At 41.7% G+C, this 15,226-nt stretch carries 15 protein-coding genes; 3 read left to right on the forward strand and 12 right to left on the reverse strand.

The window, feature by feature from the left end:
• Nucleotides 1-82: 82 nt before the first annotated feature.
• The 4 genes from BM043_RS05990 to BM043_RS06010 all read right to left on the reverse strand — a co-directional run bounded on the left by BM043_RS05990 (nucleotide 83) and on the right by BM043_RS06010 (nucleotide 3,890).
• A complete protein-coding gene (locus BM043_RS05990; protein ID WP_092789769.1) occupies nucleotides 83-406 on the reverse strand; it encodes a type II toxin-antitoxin system RelE/ParE family toxin in 324 nt (107 codons plus the stop codon).
• Entirely contained in the window at nucleotides 388-630 is a 243-nt protein-coding gene (locus BM043_RS05995) for a hypothetical protein (RefSeq protein WP_092789771.1), read from the reverse strand. Before BM043_RS05995 ends, BM043_RS05990 begins: the two co-directional genes overlap by 19 nt.
• A 449-nt stretch (nucleotides 631-1,079) precedes the next feature.
• Nucleotides 1,080-1,316 carry a hypothetical protein gene (locus BM043_RS06005; protein WP_092789775.1) on the reverse strand — a complete coding sequence of 79 codons (237 nt, stop codon included), beginning with the start codon at nucleotides 1,314-1,316 and terminating at the stop codon, nucleotides 1,080-1,082.
• A 96-nt stretch (nucleotides 1,317-1,412) separates the two neighbouring features.
• Nucleotides 1,413-3,890, reverse strand: coding sequence for a DUF5686 and carboxypeptidase-like regulatory domain-containing protein (locus tag BM043_RS06010; protein ID WP_092789777.1), 2,478 nt, complete (start codon nucleotides 3,888-3,890; stop codon nucleotides 1,413-1,415).
• A gap of 166 nt (nucleotides 3,891-4,056) precedes the next feature.
• On the opposite strand from BM043_RS06010, the gene lhgO reads away from it, so the two are divergent.
• Nucleotides 4,057-5,259 carry an L-2-hydroxyglutarate oxidase gene (lhgO, locus tag BM043_RS06015; protein ID WP_092789779.1) on the forward strand — a complete coding sequence of 401 codons (1,203 nt, stop codon included), beginning with the start codon at nucleotides 4,057-4,059 and terminating at the stop codon, nucleotides 5,257-5,259.
• Nucleotides 5,260-5,290: 31 nt separating this feature from the next.
• On the opposite strand, the gene BM043_RS06020 is transcribed toward lhgO, so the two are convergent.
• The 6 genes from BM043_RS06020 to BM043_RS06045 all read right to left on the reverse strand — a co-directional run bounded on the left by BM043_RS06020 (nucleotide 5,291) and on the right by BM043_RS06045 (nucleotide 11,559).
• Nucleotides 5,291-6,808, reverse strand: a complete 1,518-nt coding sequence (locus BM043_RS06020; RefSeq protein WP_092789781.1) for an FMN-binding glutamate synthase family protein — start codon at nucleotides 6,806-6,808, stop codon at nucleotides 5,291-5,293.
• A gap of 46 nt (nucleotides 6,809-6,854) precedes the next feature.
• Nucleotides 6,855-7,814 carry a YheT family hydrolase gene (locus BM043_RS06025; protein ID WP_092789782.1) on the reverse strand — a complete coding sequence of 320 codons (960 nt, stop codon included), beginning with the start codon at nucleotides 7,812-7,814 and terminating at the stop codon, nucleotides 6,855-6,857.
• A 131-nt stretch (nucleotides 7,815-7,945) separates the two neighbouring features.
• Entirely contained in the window at nucleotides 7,946-8,290 is a 345-nt protein-coding gene (locus BM043_RS06030; RefSeq protein WP_092789784.1) for a hypothetical protein, read from the reverse strand.
• Nucleotides 8,287-9,501, reverse strand: a complete 1,215-nt coding sequence (locus BM043_RS06035; RefSeq protein WP_092789942.1) for a BaiN/RdsA family NAD(P)/FAD-dependent oxidoreductase — start codon at nucleotides 9,499-9,501, stop codon at nucleotides 8,287-8,289. The genes BM043_RS06030 and BM043_RS06035 overlap by 4 nt, the downstream gene beginning before the upstream one ends.
• 22 nt (nucleotides 9,502-9,523) lie before the next feature.
• Nucleotides 9,524-11,059 carry a helicase HerA-like domain-containing protein gene (locus BM043_RS06040; RefSeq protein ID WP_092789786.1) on the reverse strand — a complete coding sequence of 512 codons (1,536 nt, stop codon included), beginning with the start codon at nucleotides 11,057-11,059 and terminating at the stop codon, nucleotides 9,524-9,526.
• A 92-nt stretch (nucleotides 11,060-11,151) separates the two neighbouring features.
• Nucleotides 11,152-11,559: a DUF4332 domain-containing protein gene (locus BM043_RS06045; protein WP_092789789.1), complete on the reverse strand. Its 408-nt coding sequence runs from the start codon at nucleotides 11,557-11,559 to the stop codon at nucleotides 11,152-11,154.
• Between the two features lie 197 nt (nucleotides 11,560-11,756).
• Between BM043_RS06045 and BM043_RS06050 the strand changes: the two genes are divergently transcribed.
• Nucleotides 11,757-12,455, forward strand: coding sequence for an outer membrane protein assembly factor BamD (locus BM043_RS06050; RefSeq protein WP_245752961.1), 699 nt, complete (start codon nucleotides 11,757-11,759; stop codon nucleotides 12,453-12,455).
• Between the two features lie 76 nt (nucleotides 12,456-12,531).
• Here BM043_RS06050 and BM043_RS06055 read toward each other — a convergent pair whose 3' ends face one another.
• Nucleotides 12,532-13,134, reverse strand: a complete 603-nt coding sequence (locus BM043_RS06055) for a tetratricopeptide repeat protein (protein ID WP_092789791.1) — start codon at nucleotides 13,132-13,134, stop codon at nucleotides 12,532-12,534.
• A gap of 10 nt (nucleotides 13,135-13,144) precedes the next feature.
• Complete coding sequence (locus tag BM043_RS06060; RefSeq protein ID WP_092789793.1) at nucleotides 13,145-13,960, reverse strand: 2,3,4,5-tetrahydropyridine-2,6-dicarboxylate N-succinyltransferase; 816 nt, start codon at nucleotides 13,958-13,960, stop codon at nucleotides 13,145-13,147.
• A 20-nt stretch (nucleotides 13,961-13,980) separates the two neighbouring features.
• Here BM043_RS06060 and BM043_RS06065 point away from each other — a divergent pair, with 20 nt between their 5' ends.
• On the forward strand, nucleotides 13,981-15,105 hold the full coding sequence (locus tag BM043_RS06065) for a glycosyltransferase family protein (RefSeq protein ID WP_092789795.1): 1,125 nt from the start codon (nucleotides 13,981-13,983) through the stop codon (nucleotides 15,103-15,105).
• The last annotated feature ends 121 nt before the right edge of the window (nucleotides 15,106-15,226 follow it).

The following is a 15,226-nucleotide window of genomic DNA, read 5'->3' on the forward strand; positions in this document are numbered from 1 at the left end:
AGGCGAAAGGAATGTGTAAATCAATTTTGAATATCCACTGGATTTTGTAAAAATCTGACTTCTGAAAAAGCCAAAAACTGTCTTATTTACTTTCTTTTGACTTTTTTAAGGCACTAAAAAGTTCCTTGGGGTCTTGAAGATTGTCCCAAAATGCCACAATGATGATTTGAAGGTCATCAACTTTGTAATAGATACTAAAATTACCCATTGGAGCGACCCTTACTCCATTGAATTCTGTGGACTTGTAAATAAATGGTCTTTTGGATAGTTGCCTTGTTTTTTTTGAAACTAAATCTAAAAGTTTTTTTGAGTAGATAGTGGACTTATTTCGATTAACCCAATATTCTAAAACACCGATAAATTGAAGGTCTGCTGTTTTTGTCCAAACTACATTGCGTTTAGCCATTCCAGATTTCTTTTGTCCATGGCTTCTTGTGAAATTAACTTCCCATTTTTACTATCCTCCTCACTCATTTTCAACATCTTCTTTTGATCTTCTGTCAATTCTGACATTTCTAATGCAGAAGAACCAGAAGAAATCAGCTGATCAATCGCCTCCAAAAATGCCTTATTATTGATGGAAAGTATTTTCTCAATTAATTCATTTCTTAAATTATCCACAGTAGCCATATCAATTCAAAATTTACTTAAAATTTGCCAATTTTAGATACAATACAAATTGGTTTATAATTTTCATCTAAAAATAAATCACTATTATACCAGCTTGCTTGGTGAAAAACGTACACAACTTTCTCAAAAACTCTTCCCAAAACTTAGTCCGGCCCAATAAGGATTGAAAGACCAAATTTTCCCAGCTCTTACCGGAACATTAAAAAATGGCGTATAACCAATTCTGAAAAAGAATCCCCCTTCCGGTTTTTGGTACCTGTATCCAACTCTAAGAGGAATAAAGGCGTCAAAAACTACTTTATTGATTGTTTCAAATGTTTCCGAATCAAAATCAAAGCTTGTGTTTAAATAAGAAGTGAATCCCATACCCAATTCCAGATGATGATTTGATTTGCCATATAGTGCAGATATCTCTAATGGCAAAGCAGGGAGCCAACTAGTCTTCGAGTCTATATTTCTTTAGGCCATATAGAAAAACCTGCACTGGCATTCAGCTTTAGCTTCCCTTTTTGATGGAAAATCTTGCTGTAGTTAATCGCATAAAATCCAGAACTTCCCCCGACTTCAAAATAAACCCCTTTTTTTGCGGTGAAAGCCCCGGGTTCGGTCTGGGCCGTTGCCCCAAAGGAAATAGCTAAGGCCAAGATCAAAACTGAGATAAAAGCTTTTTGGAATAGATTTTTCATGATTGGGACTTTAAAAATGAAATCATCTGATCGATAAAGATCTCTGAGTTAGACTATTCCTCTAAACTAATCGTTTTTTTTTCAAACAAAATTTTTTTACAAAATAATCTGCGCACTGACCTTTACCACAAATGGATTGGCTTCAGGAACATCCAAGTAGGTCATCCGATGAATAAAATCCACCCGGAAAAACTTAAAAATATTTTCGATCCCATAACCCAACTCCACGTAGGGTTTGTTGGGATCTAATCTTCCCAAAGTTTCAATCGGGTTTCCGGCGGGGTCGATACCGGGGACATTTTCGATATTCTGATCGGAAACCGAACCAAACAGCACATTGGCATTGGCCACCGCGCGCCATTTCAGCTTTTTAATCAAGGGAATCCGGTTGAGCAGAAATCCTTCAAAGAAATGCCGGTAGCGTAAACTGACAAATTGATCCGAAGCAAACTCGTTAAAGTTCATCGTATTAAATGCTGCCGTGGTGTAGAAGAGCGTTTCATTTCCCAAATGGTTTTTCAAAATCGGATAAGGCACTTCTCCGAATACCTTTCCGGCATCCACTTCATAGCGTGAAATCCCAAAAAGCCCCATATTCAGCTTTTGATACAGGTAAAAATTCAACTTATGATAGTCCAAGTCTCCACCGAGCCATTGCAGCCCTTTGGCATAATTCACCTCAAATATCGGCCATCGGGACGGACCAAAGGAAGCCCGTTCATTGTCATTGATAATGATGATTTCATCCCGACCATAACGTAAGCCCGTTCTCACTTCCGTCGTTTCAAAGCGTGATTTCAGGTCTCCGCTGTCCTTTTCCCGATAGTAAAAATCAAACAAAGGATCAAATTGGGCAACATTGACTCCGGCAGAAAACAAGAAGCCTTTGAAAAACTCCCGCTGAAAAGTCAACCGCTGATTGGTACTCAGAAATGGTCTTCGGAGCGTTCCAAAACGGCTAGCGGCCAGAAAAATGGAGTTCCCCTCCAAAGATTCCATTTCCAGGCCTACCTGGTCAATTTCCCGGCTGGATTTGAGTTCCAAAGTTGTCCAGCGTTTTCGATCCAAAATATGTTTAGCCGAGACACTGTATTTAAATCGCTCATCGACAAATCCATAAGCTAAGTAGCCCTGAAAAGCCCACTTGTTACTAAACTTATAATTGGTGCGTAAGCCCAATCCCCCTCGGAGGCCTTCCACATTATTAAAGTTGCCGAATTCCGTCCATGGTCCGATATCAATTTTTCCCACCGGCAAAAATCCCGTTGCAAAAAACTTAAGCCCCTCGGAATAAAACCGGATAATTGGGATTTTTTTAAGCGTATCGACCATCTGAAGGATGGAAAGCTCCTCCGAACTCAAGGGATCAACCCGGTTTGCAGCCCAAAACTCCTCACTTGCGTCCCCGAAATCGGGCTTGAGCTCGACTGCATTATTAAAAAAAGCGGTAGGTTGAGGCTCTCCGAGTATGATGCTATCCGAGGCGGTATAAAATTTCGCCAGCAGTCCTGCTGTTTTGGGAGTGACTTGTCCGATTTTGACTTGCACTCGGGTTTTGGAGGGAATAAGCGGTCCTGCGCTTGTAGGTACCAGTTCCTGTTGGATTTTGATCCGCTCGATAAAGTTTAGATTGGCGCTTTTGGGAATCGTTAGATCCACTTGCTTGAGCGCATAGGTATTTTTATTGATCCAAATAAACCCCTCAAAAGCCAAATCCTGTTCTCGTCTTGGAATTACTTTGAGCAAATAGCAAGAATCATTTCCCACCAAAACCGAATCCATCAAATCGTAATCATAAAAAGTCTTCCATCCGTCGGCTATCGGGGATATAAATTCCTTTTCGACGATAGTCAGCCAATTTTTGTAGAAATTATATTCTTGAAATGCTGAGCCTGTAATCTGGGAAGTAGTCGATCCATCGGTGATTCCCACTCCGGTGACTTTTGATTTTTCGACGATTTCCTTTTTTAAGACAGGATTGTTTCGATAATAAAATTTACTCAGGGTTTCCGAAAAAAATACCGGAAGTATCTTCTCCCCTTCATCGTTGGTCAGCTGGCGAATACTATCCAATACCGAAGTAACTTTTCGGACCGTCCGGCGATTGGTAAAGCTTTCCGAAAGATGATCAATATCGATTTCGATTTTGGTATAATTGCTTGTTTGGTAAGCTTCTAACTGACGCTTATCAAAGTCATTTTTACGGGTAACAACTTGTCTGATAATTTCAAAAGCAGGGTTTTCTCCCGCTTCGAATACAAAGGTCTCCAGCTCCAGATCCGCAGGGCGCAATTGAAAATTAACCACCTGTTCATTGGTTTGAGACAAAGCTTTGGATTGGCTGATATAGCCCAGATAACTGACCTGAATACTGTCTACTAAAACCGAGGTTTCGATTTCAAAAAAACCTTCAAAATCGGTATTTTGGCCAGTCGAAGTGCCTTTGAGTAAGACGGCAGCAAATGGAATAGGATCTCCGGTCTCTGCATCAGTGACTTTACCTTTGATGAGAAACTGCCCAAAACTACTGAAAGCCTGAAGGAAAAAGAATAGGATTAAAAGATAGCGACTCATCCTTTGAATTTTGAAAGAAACTAACGTGCTGCAAAATAAATTCATTCCTCGCCCTTTTTCATCAGTTCCCTGATTTTATTTCTAAATTCTTCCCTCATTCAAGCTCGGTTTAGCTACGGGAAATCGCTTTGCTCCTACTATATTTGAGCTTTGTATTAGAGAATTTATGACATACGATATAGCGATCATAGGAGGAGGAATCGTCGGATTGGCCACAGGTTTGAAAATCTTGAACCAAAAACCGGACTTGAAAATCGTCATTCTGGAAAAAGAAAATCAACTCGCCAAACATCAAACGGGAAATAACTCCGGAGTGATTCATTCAGGACTTTATTACAAACCGGGTTCACTCAAAGCCACCAATTGTATCAAGGGTTATCAGGAGTTGATTCAGTTTTGCGAAGCCGAAAAAATCCCTTTTGAGATCACAGGAAAAGTAGTCGTCGCCACTCGCAACGAGCAAAAAGCGCTCCTCGATACCCTGCTCAAAAGAGGCTTGGAAAATGGGCTTGAAGGCACTCGGAAAATCAGTTTGGAGGAACTCAACGAATACGAACCCCATTGCGCCGGAGTGGCTGCTATCCATGTGCCGCAGACCGGAATCGTGGATTATCATCAAGTGGCTTTGGCTTATGGACGCAAAATTCTACAAGGAGGAGGAGCTATTTTATTAAATCATAAAGTCCTAAGCGTAAGCCATAAAAAAGGTATAAATCAAATCGAAACTTCAAATAAAAGCATTGAGGCAAAATTGGTCATTAATTGCGCGGGACTGTATTCAGATAAAGTCGCCAAAATGAATGATGAATCCTCAACTGAGGTCAAAATCATTCCCTTTCGAGGAGAATATTTTAAGCTCAAAAAGGAAAAAGAATACTTGGTCAAAAACCTGATTTATCCCGTACCCGACCCTAATTTTCCCTTTTTGGGTGTACACTTTACCCGCATGATGAAAGGCGGTGTGGAAGCCGGTCCAAATGCGGTACTAGCTTTTCGACGAGAAGGCTATAAAAAATCTCAAATCAATCTTGGTGAATTGGCAGAAACTTTGGCTTGGCCAGGGTTTCAAAAAGTAGCGGCCAAGTATTGGAAAACCGGTTTTGGCGAACTGTACCGATCTTTTTCGAAAGCTGCTTTTACCAAAGCTTTGCAAGAATTGATTCCTGAAATCCAAGCATCCGATTTAGTCGAAGGCGGTGCTGGAGTCCGTGCCCAAGCCTGTGATCGAACAGGAGGATTACTGGATGATTTTGCCATCCGAGAATCTGAGTTTGCCATCAACGTGCTCAATGCCCCTTCTCCGGCAGCCACGAGCTCGCTATCCATTGGAGGCGCCGTTGCCAAAATGGCTTTAACTCGATTTCAATAACTAATTAAATTATAAAGTTTTATAAAAACAATTAAACCTGTGTATTGACGGTATCAGGGAAATAGCGATTGGCTAATTTGATCATTTCATCGCCTTTGACCAAATCATGCACACTCAAGGTATTGGTGTGATAATGCCCTGCCGCTCCGATCAATTCCCTCACCGCTTCAATGGTGTTATGATGAAAATTATAGACTCGTTCAGCTTTATCCGTCACCACCAATCCATTGACAAGTCCGCGCTTTTGAGTAGCTACGCCGGTCGGGCATTCATTGGTATTGCATCGTAAAGACTGAATACATCCTAGACTAAACATAAAACCCCGAGCAGAATTACAGATATCGGCGCCCAGCGCTATATTTTTCACAATCGAAAAAGCACTGACAACTTTTCCCGATGCAATTAATTTGATCTCATCTTTGAGATTAAATTTTTCCAAAGCCGCTTTGACAAAAATCAACGCCGGTTCCAGTGGCAATCCCACACTATCTGAAAACTCCAATGGAGCGGCACCCGTCCCTCCCTCCGCTCCATCGATGGTAATGAAGTCGGGCCAAGTTTCCTGACTGATCATCGCCTTGCAGAGTTCGATAAATTCCTCCGTTCTCCCGATACAAAGTTTAAATCCGACCGGTTTTCCTCCTGCAAGTTCCCTAAGCTGAGCAATGAACTGAATCATTTCTTTTGGATTGGAAAAAGCGCTGTGGGATGGAGGAGACAATACGGTAGTTCCTTGCAAAATCCCTCTGATCTTTGCTATTTCCGCAGTGTTTTTTATCCCTGGCAATACGCCACCATGACCGGGTTTAGCCCCCTGAGAAAGCTTCAACTCAATCATTTTTACCTGTGGTAAACTAGCTTTCTCCTTGAAATCTTTGGCACTAAACCGACCCGATTCATCTCTACATCCAAAATATCCTGTACCAATCTGCCAGCAAATATCTCCTCCTTCCAAATGATACGAGGCGATACCTCCCTCTCCGGTATTGTGTAGAAAATTTCCCTTTTTGGCCCCACGGTTCAATGCGATAATGGCATTGCTGCTCAAAGAACCAAAACTCATGGCAGAAATATTCAAAATAGATGAAGAGTACGGTTGGGTGCAGAATTTGGACCCAATAGTAACCCGAAGGTCTTCATCTTTAGGGTGAACCGCATAAATCGAATGTCTCAAAGCCGTATAATCCTCTCCATCGATATCCCGCTGGGTACCAAATGGATGAGTATCATTGACATTTTTGGCTCGACGGTAAGCCAAAGCGCGAAGGTTTCTACTAAAAGGCCTTCCGTCGGTATTGCTTTCCACAAAATACTGCTGCATTTCCGGACTGATGGATTCCAGCATGTATCGAAAATTTCCGACAACTGGATAGTTTCTACGAATCGCATGCTTTTTTTGAACTGTATCGTAAATCCCCAATAAAGTCAAAGCAGCTAATACCGCCAAAACCAAATAGCCAAAGCGAAAGTCACTAAATTCATAAAACCACATCAAAAGAAGGGTGAGTGAAAAAAGAAAAATAATGGTTCCGAAAAATAACTTGTTCATGTGTAAGTGACTTTTTGCTAATATAAAGAATTGAAGGAAATTAGCCTCAGTTCAATAAAAATTCCAGTAGCCGGTATTCGGCATAGGAAAACTCATTTTTAGGGATTAAAAAACCGGTGTGGCCTCCCCGTTGAGGCATTTCTAGTACTAATTCTGATTTTTCGTTCGCTATTTTAGTGGGATAGCATTCGGAACCGAGAAGGGGATCATTCAGGGCATTGATTATCAGCGTTGGAATAGTGATTTGTGATATCCAATTATCAGGACTCACGGATTGGTAAAAGTCAGCCGCATCTTTAAATCCATGTAACTTCGCCGTAAAATGCGTATCAAATTCATCAAAGGAATCCACTCGATCAAGTAGGTCTAGATCAATCAAATCGGGAAATTGCAGCGCCTTTGCACGGATTTTATTTTTCAATTTTCCCAGAAAGCGATTTTTATAAAACTGATTAGATTTCAATTTTAGCGTGGCAGCACTAGAGGGCAGGTTACAAGGAGTGGAGTAAACCGCCGCCCGCTTGATCTGAGGCGGCAGGCTAAGCGCTTTTTCTCCCAAATATTTGAGGGTTTGGGCTCCTCCCATGCTGATCCCTGCCAGAAAAATATACTCATAATTTCTGTTCCCGATCACATGCTGCACCACTGTTTCCAAATCATAACTGGCCCCATGGTGATATAAAATAGGCTTTAGATTGATCTCTCCACCGCAGCTTCGGTTATTCCAAACTACTACATCGACTCCATGTTGATTAAATAATTTGACCAAACCCATGGCGTAATGACGATACGAATCCCCCTCTAATCCATGGGAAACAATCAGAAGTCGATCTGAGCCCACTTCGGACCAATCCAAATTCAAAAAATCATCATCGGGGGTATCGATTTTTTCTCGTTGATAGCTTACTCCTTTCACCTTGCGTAATAAACTCGGCACGATGGTTTCCAGGTGTCCATTAAAGAGGTAAAAAGGAGGATTGCGGTACTTAGAAGAAATAATAGGCATAGAATAAAAAACTTAACACGCTATTCATCTTAGGATAAATAACGCCAACTAATCAAACGCTACTTTTGTATAGAATTTTCTTCATAGGGTATAAAACATAAAAGCGGAGTCGCAGGTGCAGACTCCTTTTTTTATATCATCCGGGCAACTTCCTCAATGGCGTTTAGCAGACGGAGTTTTAATTTTGCCCAATGCTTTTCAAAGTCTTCACCAAATCCCTGGGATTCTAGAATCTCCTTTCCCTCCTGTAGAATTTCAGTCAAATCATCAAATTCAAACATGCCCAAGGTGGGTTTTACCTTATGTCTGATTTGCTGAATCGTGACCTCATCCCGCATAGTCACACCCTCTTCATACACATCCTTTAGTTCATGGAGACCATTGTGTATTGCCCGGGTGAGTTCATCCTTAAATTCTTCATCCCCCTCTGCCATATCTACGATGAGTTGTCGTAGATCAGGATAACTTGTGCTCATATAGAATGCCTAATTGAAGATACGCCCGCTAAATAACCTGTGGACCAAGCGGCTTGAAAATTAAAACCACCTGTAATCCCATCAATATTCAATACTTCTCCTGAAAAATAAATATTCGGGTGATAAATACTTTCCATAGTTTCTGGGTGAATGCCTGAAAGGTCCACTCCACCTGCAGTTACGAACTCTTCTTTGAAGGTGGTTTTTCCTTTAATGGTCAAAATATAGCAAAAAAGATTCTGTACCAATTTATTAAGTTGTTTTTTGGAAAAATTCCCGAAAGAATCCAATTCGCCGATCTCTGCCCGTTCCAAAAAATGCTCCCAAAGCCGCCCCGGAATACCAAACAGCGGGTAGTTCTTGATCAACCGATTGGGGTGGGCTTTTTGATAGTTTCTCAGCTGTTCCTCATATTCTATCTCTTTGAAATTCCCGTTCCAATTGATCACCGCCCTAGCTTCATATTTACATTCATGTAGCCAATCTGCCCCAAAAGCCGACAACTTCAATACAGCGGGACCACTGATACCCCAATGGGTAATCAGCAAAGGACCAGAATAGGAAAGTTTGGTGGACTCTAATCTCACATGAGCCTGAGGCACTGACAAGCCCATCAATTTCCGAATAGGCTCAGCCGGAGTATTAAATGTAAATAAGGAAGGAATGGGAGATTTAATTTGATGGTTTAGACCATCAAGAAAATGATAACCGGAAATCTTCGGGTTTCCTCCAGTCGCCAAAATGACTGCATCTACCTTTATTTTCTCGTGTTCAAACTGTAATTCAAGTCCATTTGAATTTGTTTGAATGGCATTCAAAGCCATTCCGGTTTCAATTCGAACATTCCTTTCCCTTGCCTCCTTCAGCAAAGCATCAACTATCGAGGATGAATCATCTGAAACCGGAAAAACACGACCATCCTCCTCAACTTTTAGCTTGACACCTCTGGACTCAAACCAGGTAAAGGTATCCTTTTGGTCAAAATGCCGAAAAACCCGCTTCAGAAACTTCTCTCCCCGAGGATAATTTTTCACCAATTTAGAAATCTCCATCGGCCGGTGGGTGACATTGCACCGTCCGCCCCCGGAAATCCGGACTTTGGAAAGAAGCTTAGATGTCTTTTCATAAATCGTCACCTGATTTCCCTGCCGAGCTGCATGAATAGCAGCAAAGAAACCTGCCGCACCCCCTCCGATCACTGCTATTTTCAAAGGAATAAATATTTTTTTATTGTCATCTTCTAGAAAATGAACCCAATATCCCACGAGTCAACTCGCGAAAGATCGTTCTTCCGATTTGTCTTACCAGGGTATTTTTGCTGAGTTCCTCAATCAAGGACTGGTCCTGTGGTGTTCTTGCCGTAGTTCGGGACCTGCTTCCAGGACCGGCTAGATCCGCTTTTTCCTGCTCTTTCTCTATTTGATCCATTTTTTGATTCAAAATTTCAAAAGCACTTTCCCGATCTATTTCTTGATTGTACTTCGGGACCAAAGTGGATTCACTGACCACCTGATCAATTTCCGAAGAGCTCAAAATATCCATTCGGGTGATCGGAGCTCTGATCAACGTGTGCGCTAGAGGGGTAGGAATACCTTTTTCGTTTAGAGCAGTGACTAGCGCCTCTCCGATTCCCATTGAAGTCAAAACTTCAGAAGTATTATAATAAGGCGAAATCGGATAGTTTTCGGCGGTTTTACTAATGGCTTTTCGATCTTTGGCAGTAAATGCCCGCAGGGAATGCTGGACTTTTAGTCCCAACTGTCCCAATACGGATTCTGGCACGTCGGTAGGAGTCTGTGTACAGAAGAATACCCCCACCCCTTTAGATCGGATGAGCTTGATGATGGTTTCGATTTTTTCCAACAGATCTTTTGAAGCACTACTGAAAACCAAGTGTGCTTCGTCAATAAATAAACAAAGCTTCGGTTGATCTGAGTCTCCTTGCTCGGGAAAAGTCTCATAAATCTCCGACAAAACACTCAACATAAATGTCGAAAATAGCTTTGGCTTGCTTTGAATATCGGTCAACCGAATGATGGAAATAATTCCCTTTCCATCCTTTCTTCGGACAAAATCATTCACATCAAAAGACTGCTCTCCAAAAAACCGCTCCGCTCCCTGTTGCTCGAGTTCGATGATTTTCCGCATGATGGTATTGACCGAGGCAGCGGACACTTGCCCAAACTCCTTTTGAATCGCCTCTTTTCCTTCATTAGTGATAAACTGCAATACTCGTTTGAGATCTTTCAAATCCAGAAGTGGCAAATGATGCGTGTCGCAATAGCGAAATACCAAAGCGATCACACCTTGCTGCGTGGAATTCAGATCCAAAATCTGGGAAATCAAAACCGGACCAAATTCTGAAACAGTGGCTTTGAGATTGACTCCCTTCTCTTTCGAAATCGACATCAACTCCACCGGCAAACCCATGGGTTCATAATCTACTCCGATTTGCGCCGATCGCTTCAGTATAAAATCATTGGCCTCTCCCGGTTGTGCCAGGCCGGATAAATCCCCTTTGAGATCCATCAAAACAGAAGAAATCCCTTTGAGCGAAAGCTGCTCTGAGATCACCTGTAGGGTTTTTGTCTTTCCGGTTCCCGTGGCTCCTGCAATCAGACCATGCCTGTTCAGGGTTTTTAGCGGAACTTTGATGGTTGCACCGGTGATGGGTTCTCCCTCTAATATACCTGTACCTAAGACAATAAAATCTTTTTTATAGGTTTGACCTTCGGCGAGGTGCTGGGTGAATTTTTCTTTTTGACTCATGGCTGAAAAAAGATTGAAGGTTGAAACTACAAAAAAACCTTAAAGCCAATAGCATTAAGGTTTTAGTAAAATATTAGTATTAACAAAATATTTTAATGAGTGACTAATGGCTCCAGCGTTTTTGCCTGAGCAATAAAATCCTCGATTTTAGATAGCGCAGGGACAGCTTTGGTCAATCCTTTTTCTTCCTGTGTTTTTACCAAAGCAGCGTGAAGATTTTCTGCATTTCTGGTTCTGAGTTCTTTCACCGTATCTACACCAGCCGCTTTCAACAGCTCCGCAAATTGACTGGCCACGCCATTGATCCGGAATAGATCTGCCATATTGACCCAGTCGAGGATTCTACCTTCGTCGATTCCGGATGATTCAGCGATTGATTTTCGGCCTGATTTTGAGGCTCCTTTTTCTAGCAACCCTTCTACGGTAGTGATTCCAGCTTGAGCCAATTTGCCCTTAAAAACTTCTCCAATTCCTTCGATGGCTGTGATTGATTTTCCCATGATTTTTTGGTTTTATGTTAGTAAATTAAAAGTCTCAAGATCCTACATGAGATTTTTTTCATGACCTAAAATAAAGACAATTTTTGGCTTCCGAAACGCATTTCATAAAATACCTTCAAAATCTTCATTGAGAAACTTTAACTTTACAATTGTTTACCATCTGCCTTTATTGCAGTATTCAAATTTGCATCTGACCCGTGATAAAAAAATTTCTTTGTTTTCTGACGCTTATCTTTCTACTGGCTGAAACTCCACTTCTCGCGCAATCCGTACCTAATCTAGGTCAAGCCGATCGATGGATGAAAGGTGCCTTGGCTGCCATGGAAAGGAATGACTACGAAACCGCCAATTCTATTTTCAGAAACTTAATTGATTCGAGTCTGCCGCTTCCTCCGGAAATGCCCTATTATTTTGCGGAAACGCTTTTTGAATTAAAGCAATATGACAACAGTCAGAAATTTCTGAATAAATACCTGGAGTTGAATGGTTTTAGAGGAGAAAACTATCAAGGTGCCCAAGAGCTGAAGGAAAAATTGGAAAAGCCTCTTACCGAAATTCAACAGTGTCAGCTTTGCAATGCCCAAGGTTATCGTCACCAAACTTGCGAAAACTGTCTAGGTGCGCAACAAATCGAACAATCCTGCAGCTACTGCAAAGCCGCCGGAGTCGTTGGCTGTAGTCGGTGTGCAGCAAGTGGTATGATTACCAAACGGAATATCTTCAACATCGTGGAGTACTTCGAATGTGAGCGCTGTAGCGGAAAAGGGAGATTAACCTGTCCCACTTGCCAAGGAAGTAAAGTAGAAAAAAGTGATTGTAGAGTTTGTGGAGGTTCTGGAAAAACAGCAACTGAAACCGTCTGTAATCATCAGGAACTTGATCATGATCACGATTGAAATCGAGAAAAATTCAAACTAAAAAAGTCCCAACAGATACACCAGTGGGACTTTTTTGATAGAAAATTTTTCTATTCTATTGGCAATATTTTGCAAAAGCCTCAGATGATCCGGGGTATTCCAGACCACTTGCCAGCTGCAAATCCTCACAAGCACTTCCGATATTTCCCATGGCTACTTTCAATAGCCCACGATTGTAATAGGCTTGACCAAAATTCTTGTCTCTTCTGATCGCACTGCCGTAGGCTTTGAGTGCTTCTTCGGTATTTCCTAGTGAATGATAAGCTCTCCCTTTAAGAAAAGAAGCCATCGCAGGAGCACCGGAAATTTCCTCAGCACGATTGGCATAAAGGAGCGCGTTGGTATAATTTTCAGTGGTGTGATACACATTTGACAAACTCAATAAAATCTGGAAGTTGTTCGGATCTATTTTTAAAGCTTGTTCAAAATCAGATTTTGCTTCCTCAAAATTCCCTGCTTCTTCATAAGCTCTTCCTCTGCTGTAAAGTGTCGAGACATCTTTGGGATTATTCTTGAGTTTTTCGGTATAAGCTACGACCGCTTGATCATAATCTCCATCATTATAATAGGTGTCGGCTTGGTTTTGATCAGAATTAGAACAAGCCAGCAACGCCATACTGAAGAGTAAAGTGATCCCCGCTCGGATTGATAATTTCATACTAGTTGGTTTAGACTGCTACATTATTTTCTCTCAATGCATCATTGAGGGAGGTTTTTAAATCCGTAGAAGCTTTGCGTTGTCCGATGATTAGAGCGCATGGCACTTGGTAAGTTCCCGCAGCAAATTCCTTGGCTAAAGAACCGGGAATGACTACGGATCTTGGCGGAACATACCCTTTGTATTCGATGGGTTCTGAAGCTGTCACATCTATAATTTTCGAACTGGCAGTCAATGTGACTCCTGCTCCGATTACGGCTTCTTTCCCGATCCGAACTCCTTCTACTATGATCGCGCGGGATCCAACAAACGCTCCGTCTTCTACAATTACGGGAGCAGCTTGAACGGGTTCTAAAACTCCCCCTATCCCTACTCCTCCACTGAGATGCACATTTTTGCCGATCTGAGCACAGGAACCGACGGTGGCCCAAGTATCAACCATCGTGCCACTGTCCACATAGGCACCGATGTTAACATAACTTGGCATCATCACCACGCCATTGGCCAAATAAGCGCCATATCGAGCTACCGCATGAGGAACTACACGAACTCCCTGCATAGCATAATTGGTCTTTAGGGCCATTTTATCATGAAACTCAAAAGGCCCCACCTCGATAGTCTGCATTTTTTGGATTGGAAAATATAAAATCACTGCTTTTTTGACCCAGTCATTTACGGTCCAAGAACCGTCCACGGCAGGCTCAGCTACGCGTAATTTCCCTGCATCAAGATCCGCAATCACGGTTTTGATGGCGATTTGAGTTTCTTTCTCTTTTAACAATTCCCGGTTGTCCCAGGCGCTTTCGATGATGGTTTTTAGTTCCATTATTTTGGTTAGTTTCGTTTATGCAAGTTGAAGGTGTACAAAAGTCCCCTATTTTAATCGCTTCAGGATTAAAACCCGTCAAAGATAGCCGGGCATTTGAGAAGCTTGGACTTTCGCTGCGTGAAACAAATAAATACAGCCTAAACTTCATAGGCTTTTCAGCAAAATCAACGTTTAAACAAGATGGAATTCGATTTTTTAGTTCAATATCCCATACAAAATCTCCAGGACAGCGCTTGAAAATGCCTTTTCGGTTTCTGCGAATTCTGCTGAAAATCAGGCCAAAAATAGTCATCTGCTGTACTTGGGAATTTTTACCTTTTGCCAAATTTTTCAAACCACTGCTTTCCTACCGCTTGATTTACGATGTACAGGAAAACTATCGCTCAAACCTCAACCTGAATCCCAACCTGAGTTCTTGGAAAAAGAAACTTGGAAAAAAGCTGATTCGCTGGGCAGAAAGTGGAAAATCCATTGATTATTTTCTATTGGCCGAGTCCAGCTACGCTTCCGAAATGCCGGAAAAAACTCCCCACTTGATTCTCGAAAACAAGTATGCTGGCCCCCTTCCTAAGCCGATAAATGAAATCAATTTTGAAGGGAAAAAGGAATTTCATTTCGTTTTGGGTGGGACCATCTCGCCAGTTTTTGGGAGTCTAGATGTAATCAATTGGTTTGATGAAATCCTGAAAGTCCATCCCAAAAGCACACTAACTTTGATCGGACATGTGCCCTTACCTTCCCACCAAATGGAAGTTGAAAAAATGGCGATTTCCAACCCCAAGCTGAACGTGATTTTCTCGTCTGATCCCATTGATCACTCTAAAATTCTGAACGCTTACCAAAAGGCAGATTTCGTCCTAATGCCCTATCAAAACCTTCCTGAAATAAATTCGAAAATGCCCACTAAACTTTTTGAGGCGGCAGCATTGGGTGTGCCGCTTTTATTTTCTCCAAATCCTAAGTGGGAGCACTTTATCCAATCCTATCAAGGTGGATATCCCATCGATTTTAAAAATACCGGTTTAGCCATTACTGCTTTTCAACAAGCCCGCTTAAAATCTTATTTCACCCAAAATCCACCGGTGCAAATCTTTTGGGAAAGTCAGGAAGCTGAATTCCTGAGGCTTATCAGTTCGCTTTAATTTGGACCCTTTTCGAATGGTGGATAAGTCAAAACTTTATCCACCGCCCCGCTGATTTTTACACGAAATTTTCCAAGCGGAAACTCCCTGCATCATTCGTTTTAAAACCAGTTTTAAGAGA

This window comes from Algoriphagus hitonicola, assembly GCF_900113375.1.
GTDB lineage: Bacteria > Bacteroidota > Bacteroidia > Cytophagales > Cyclobacteriaceae > Algoriphagus > Algoriphagus hitonicola.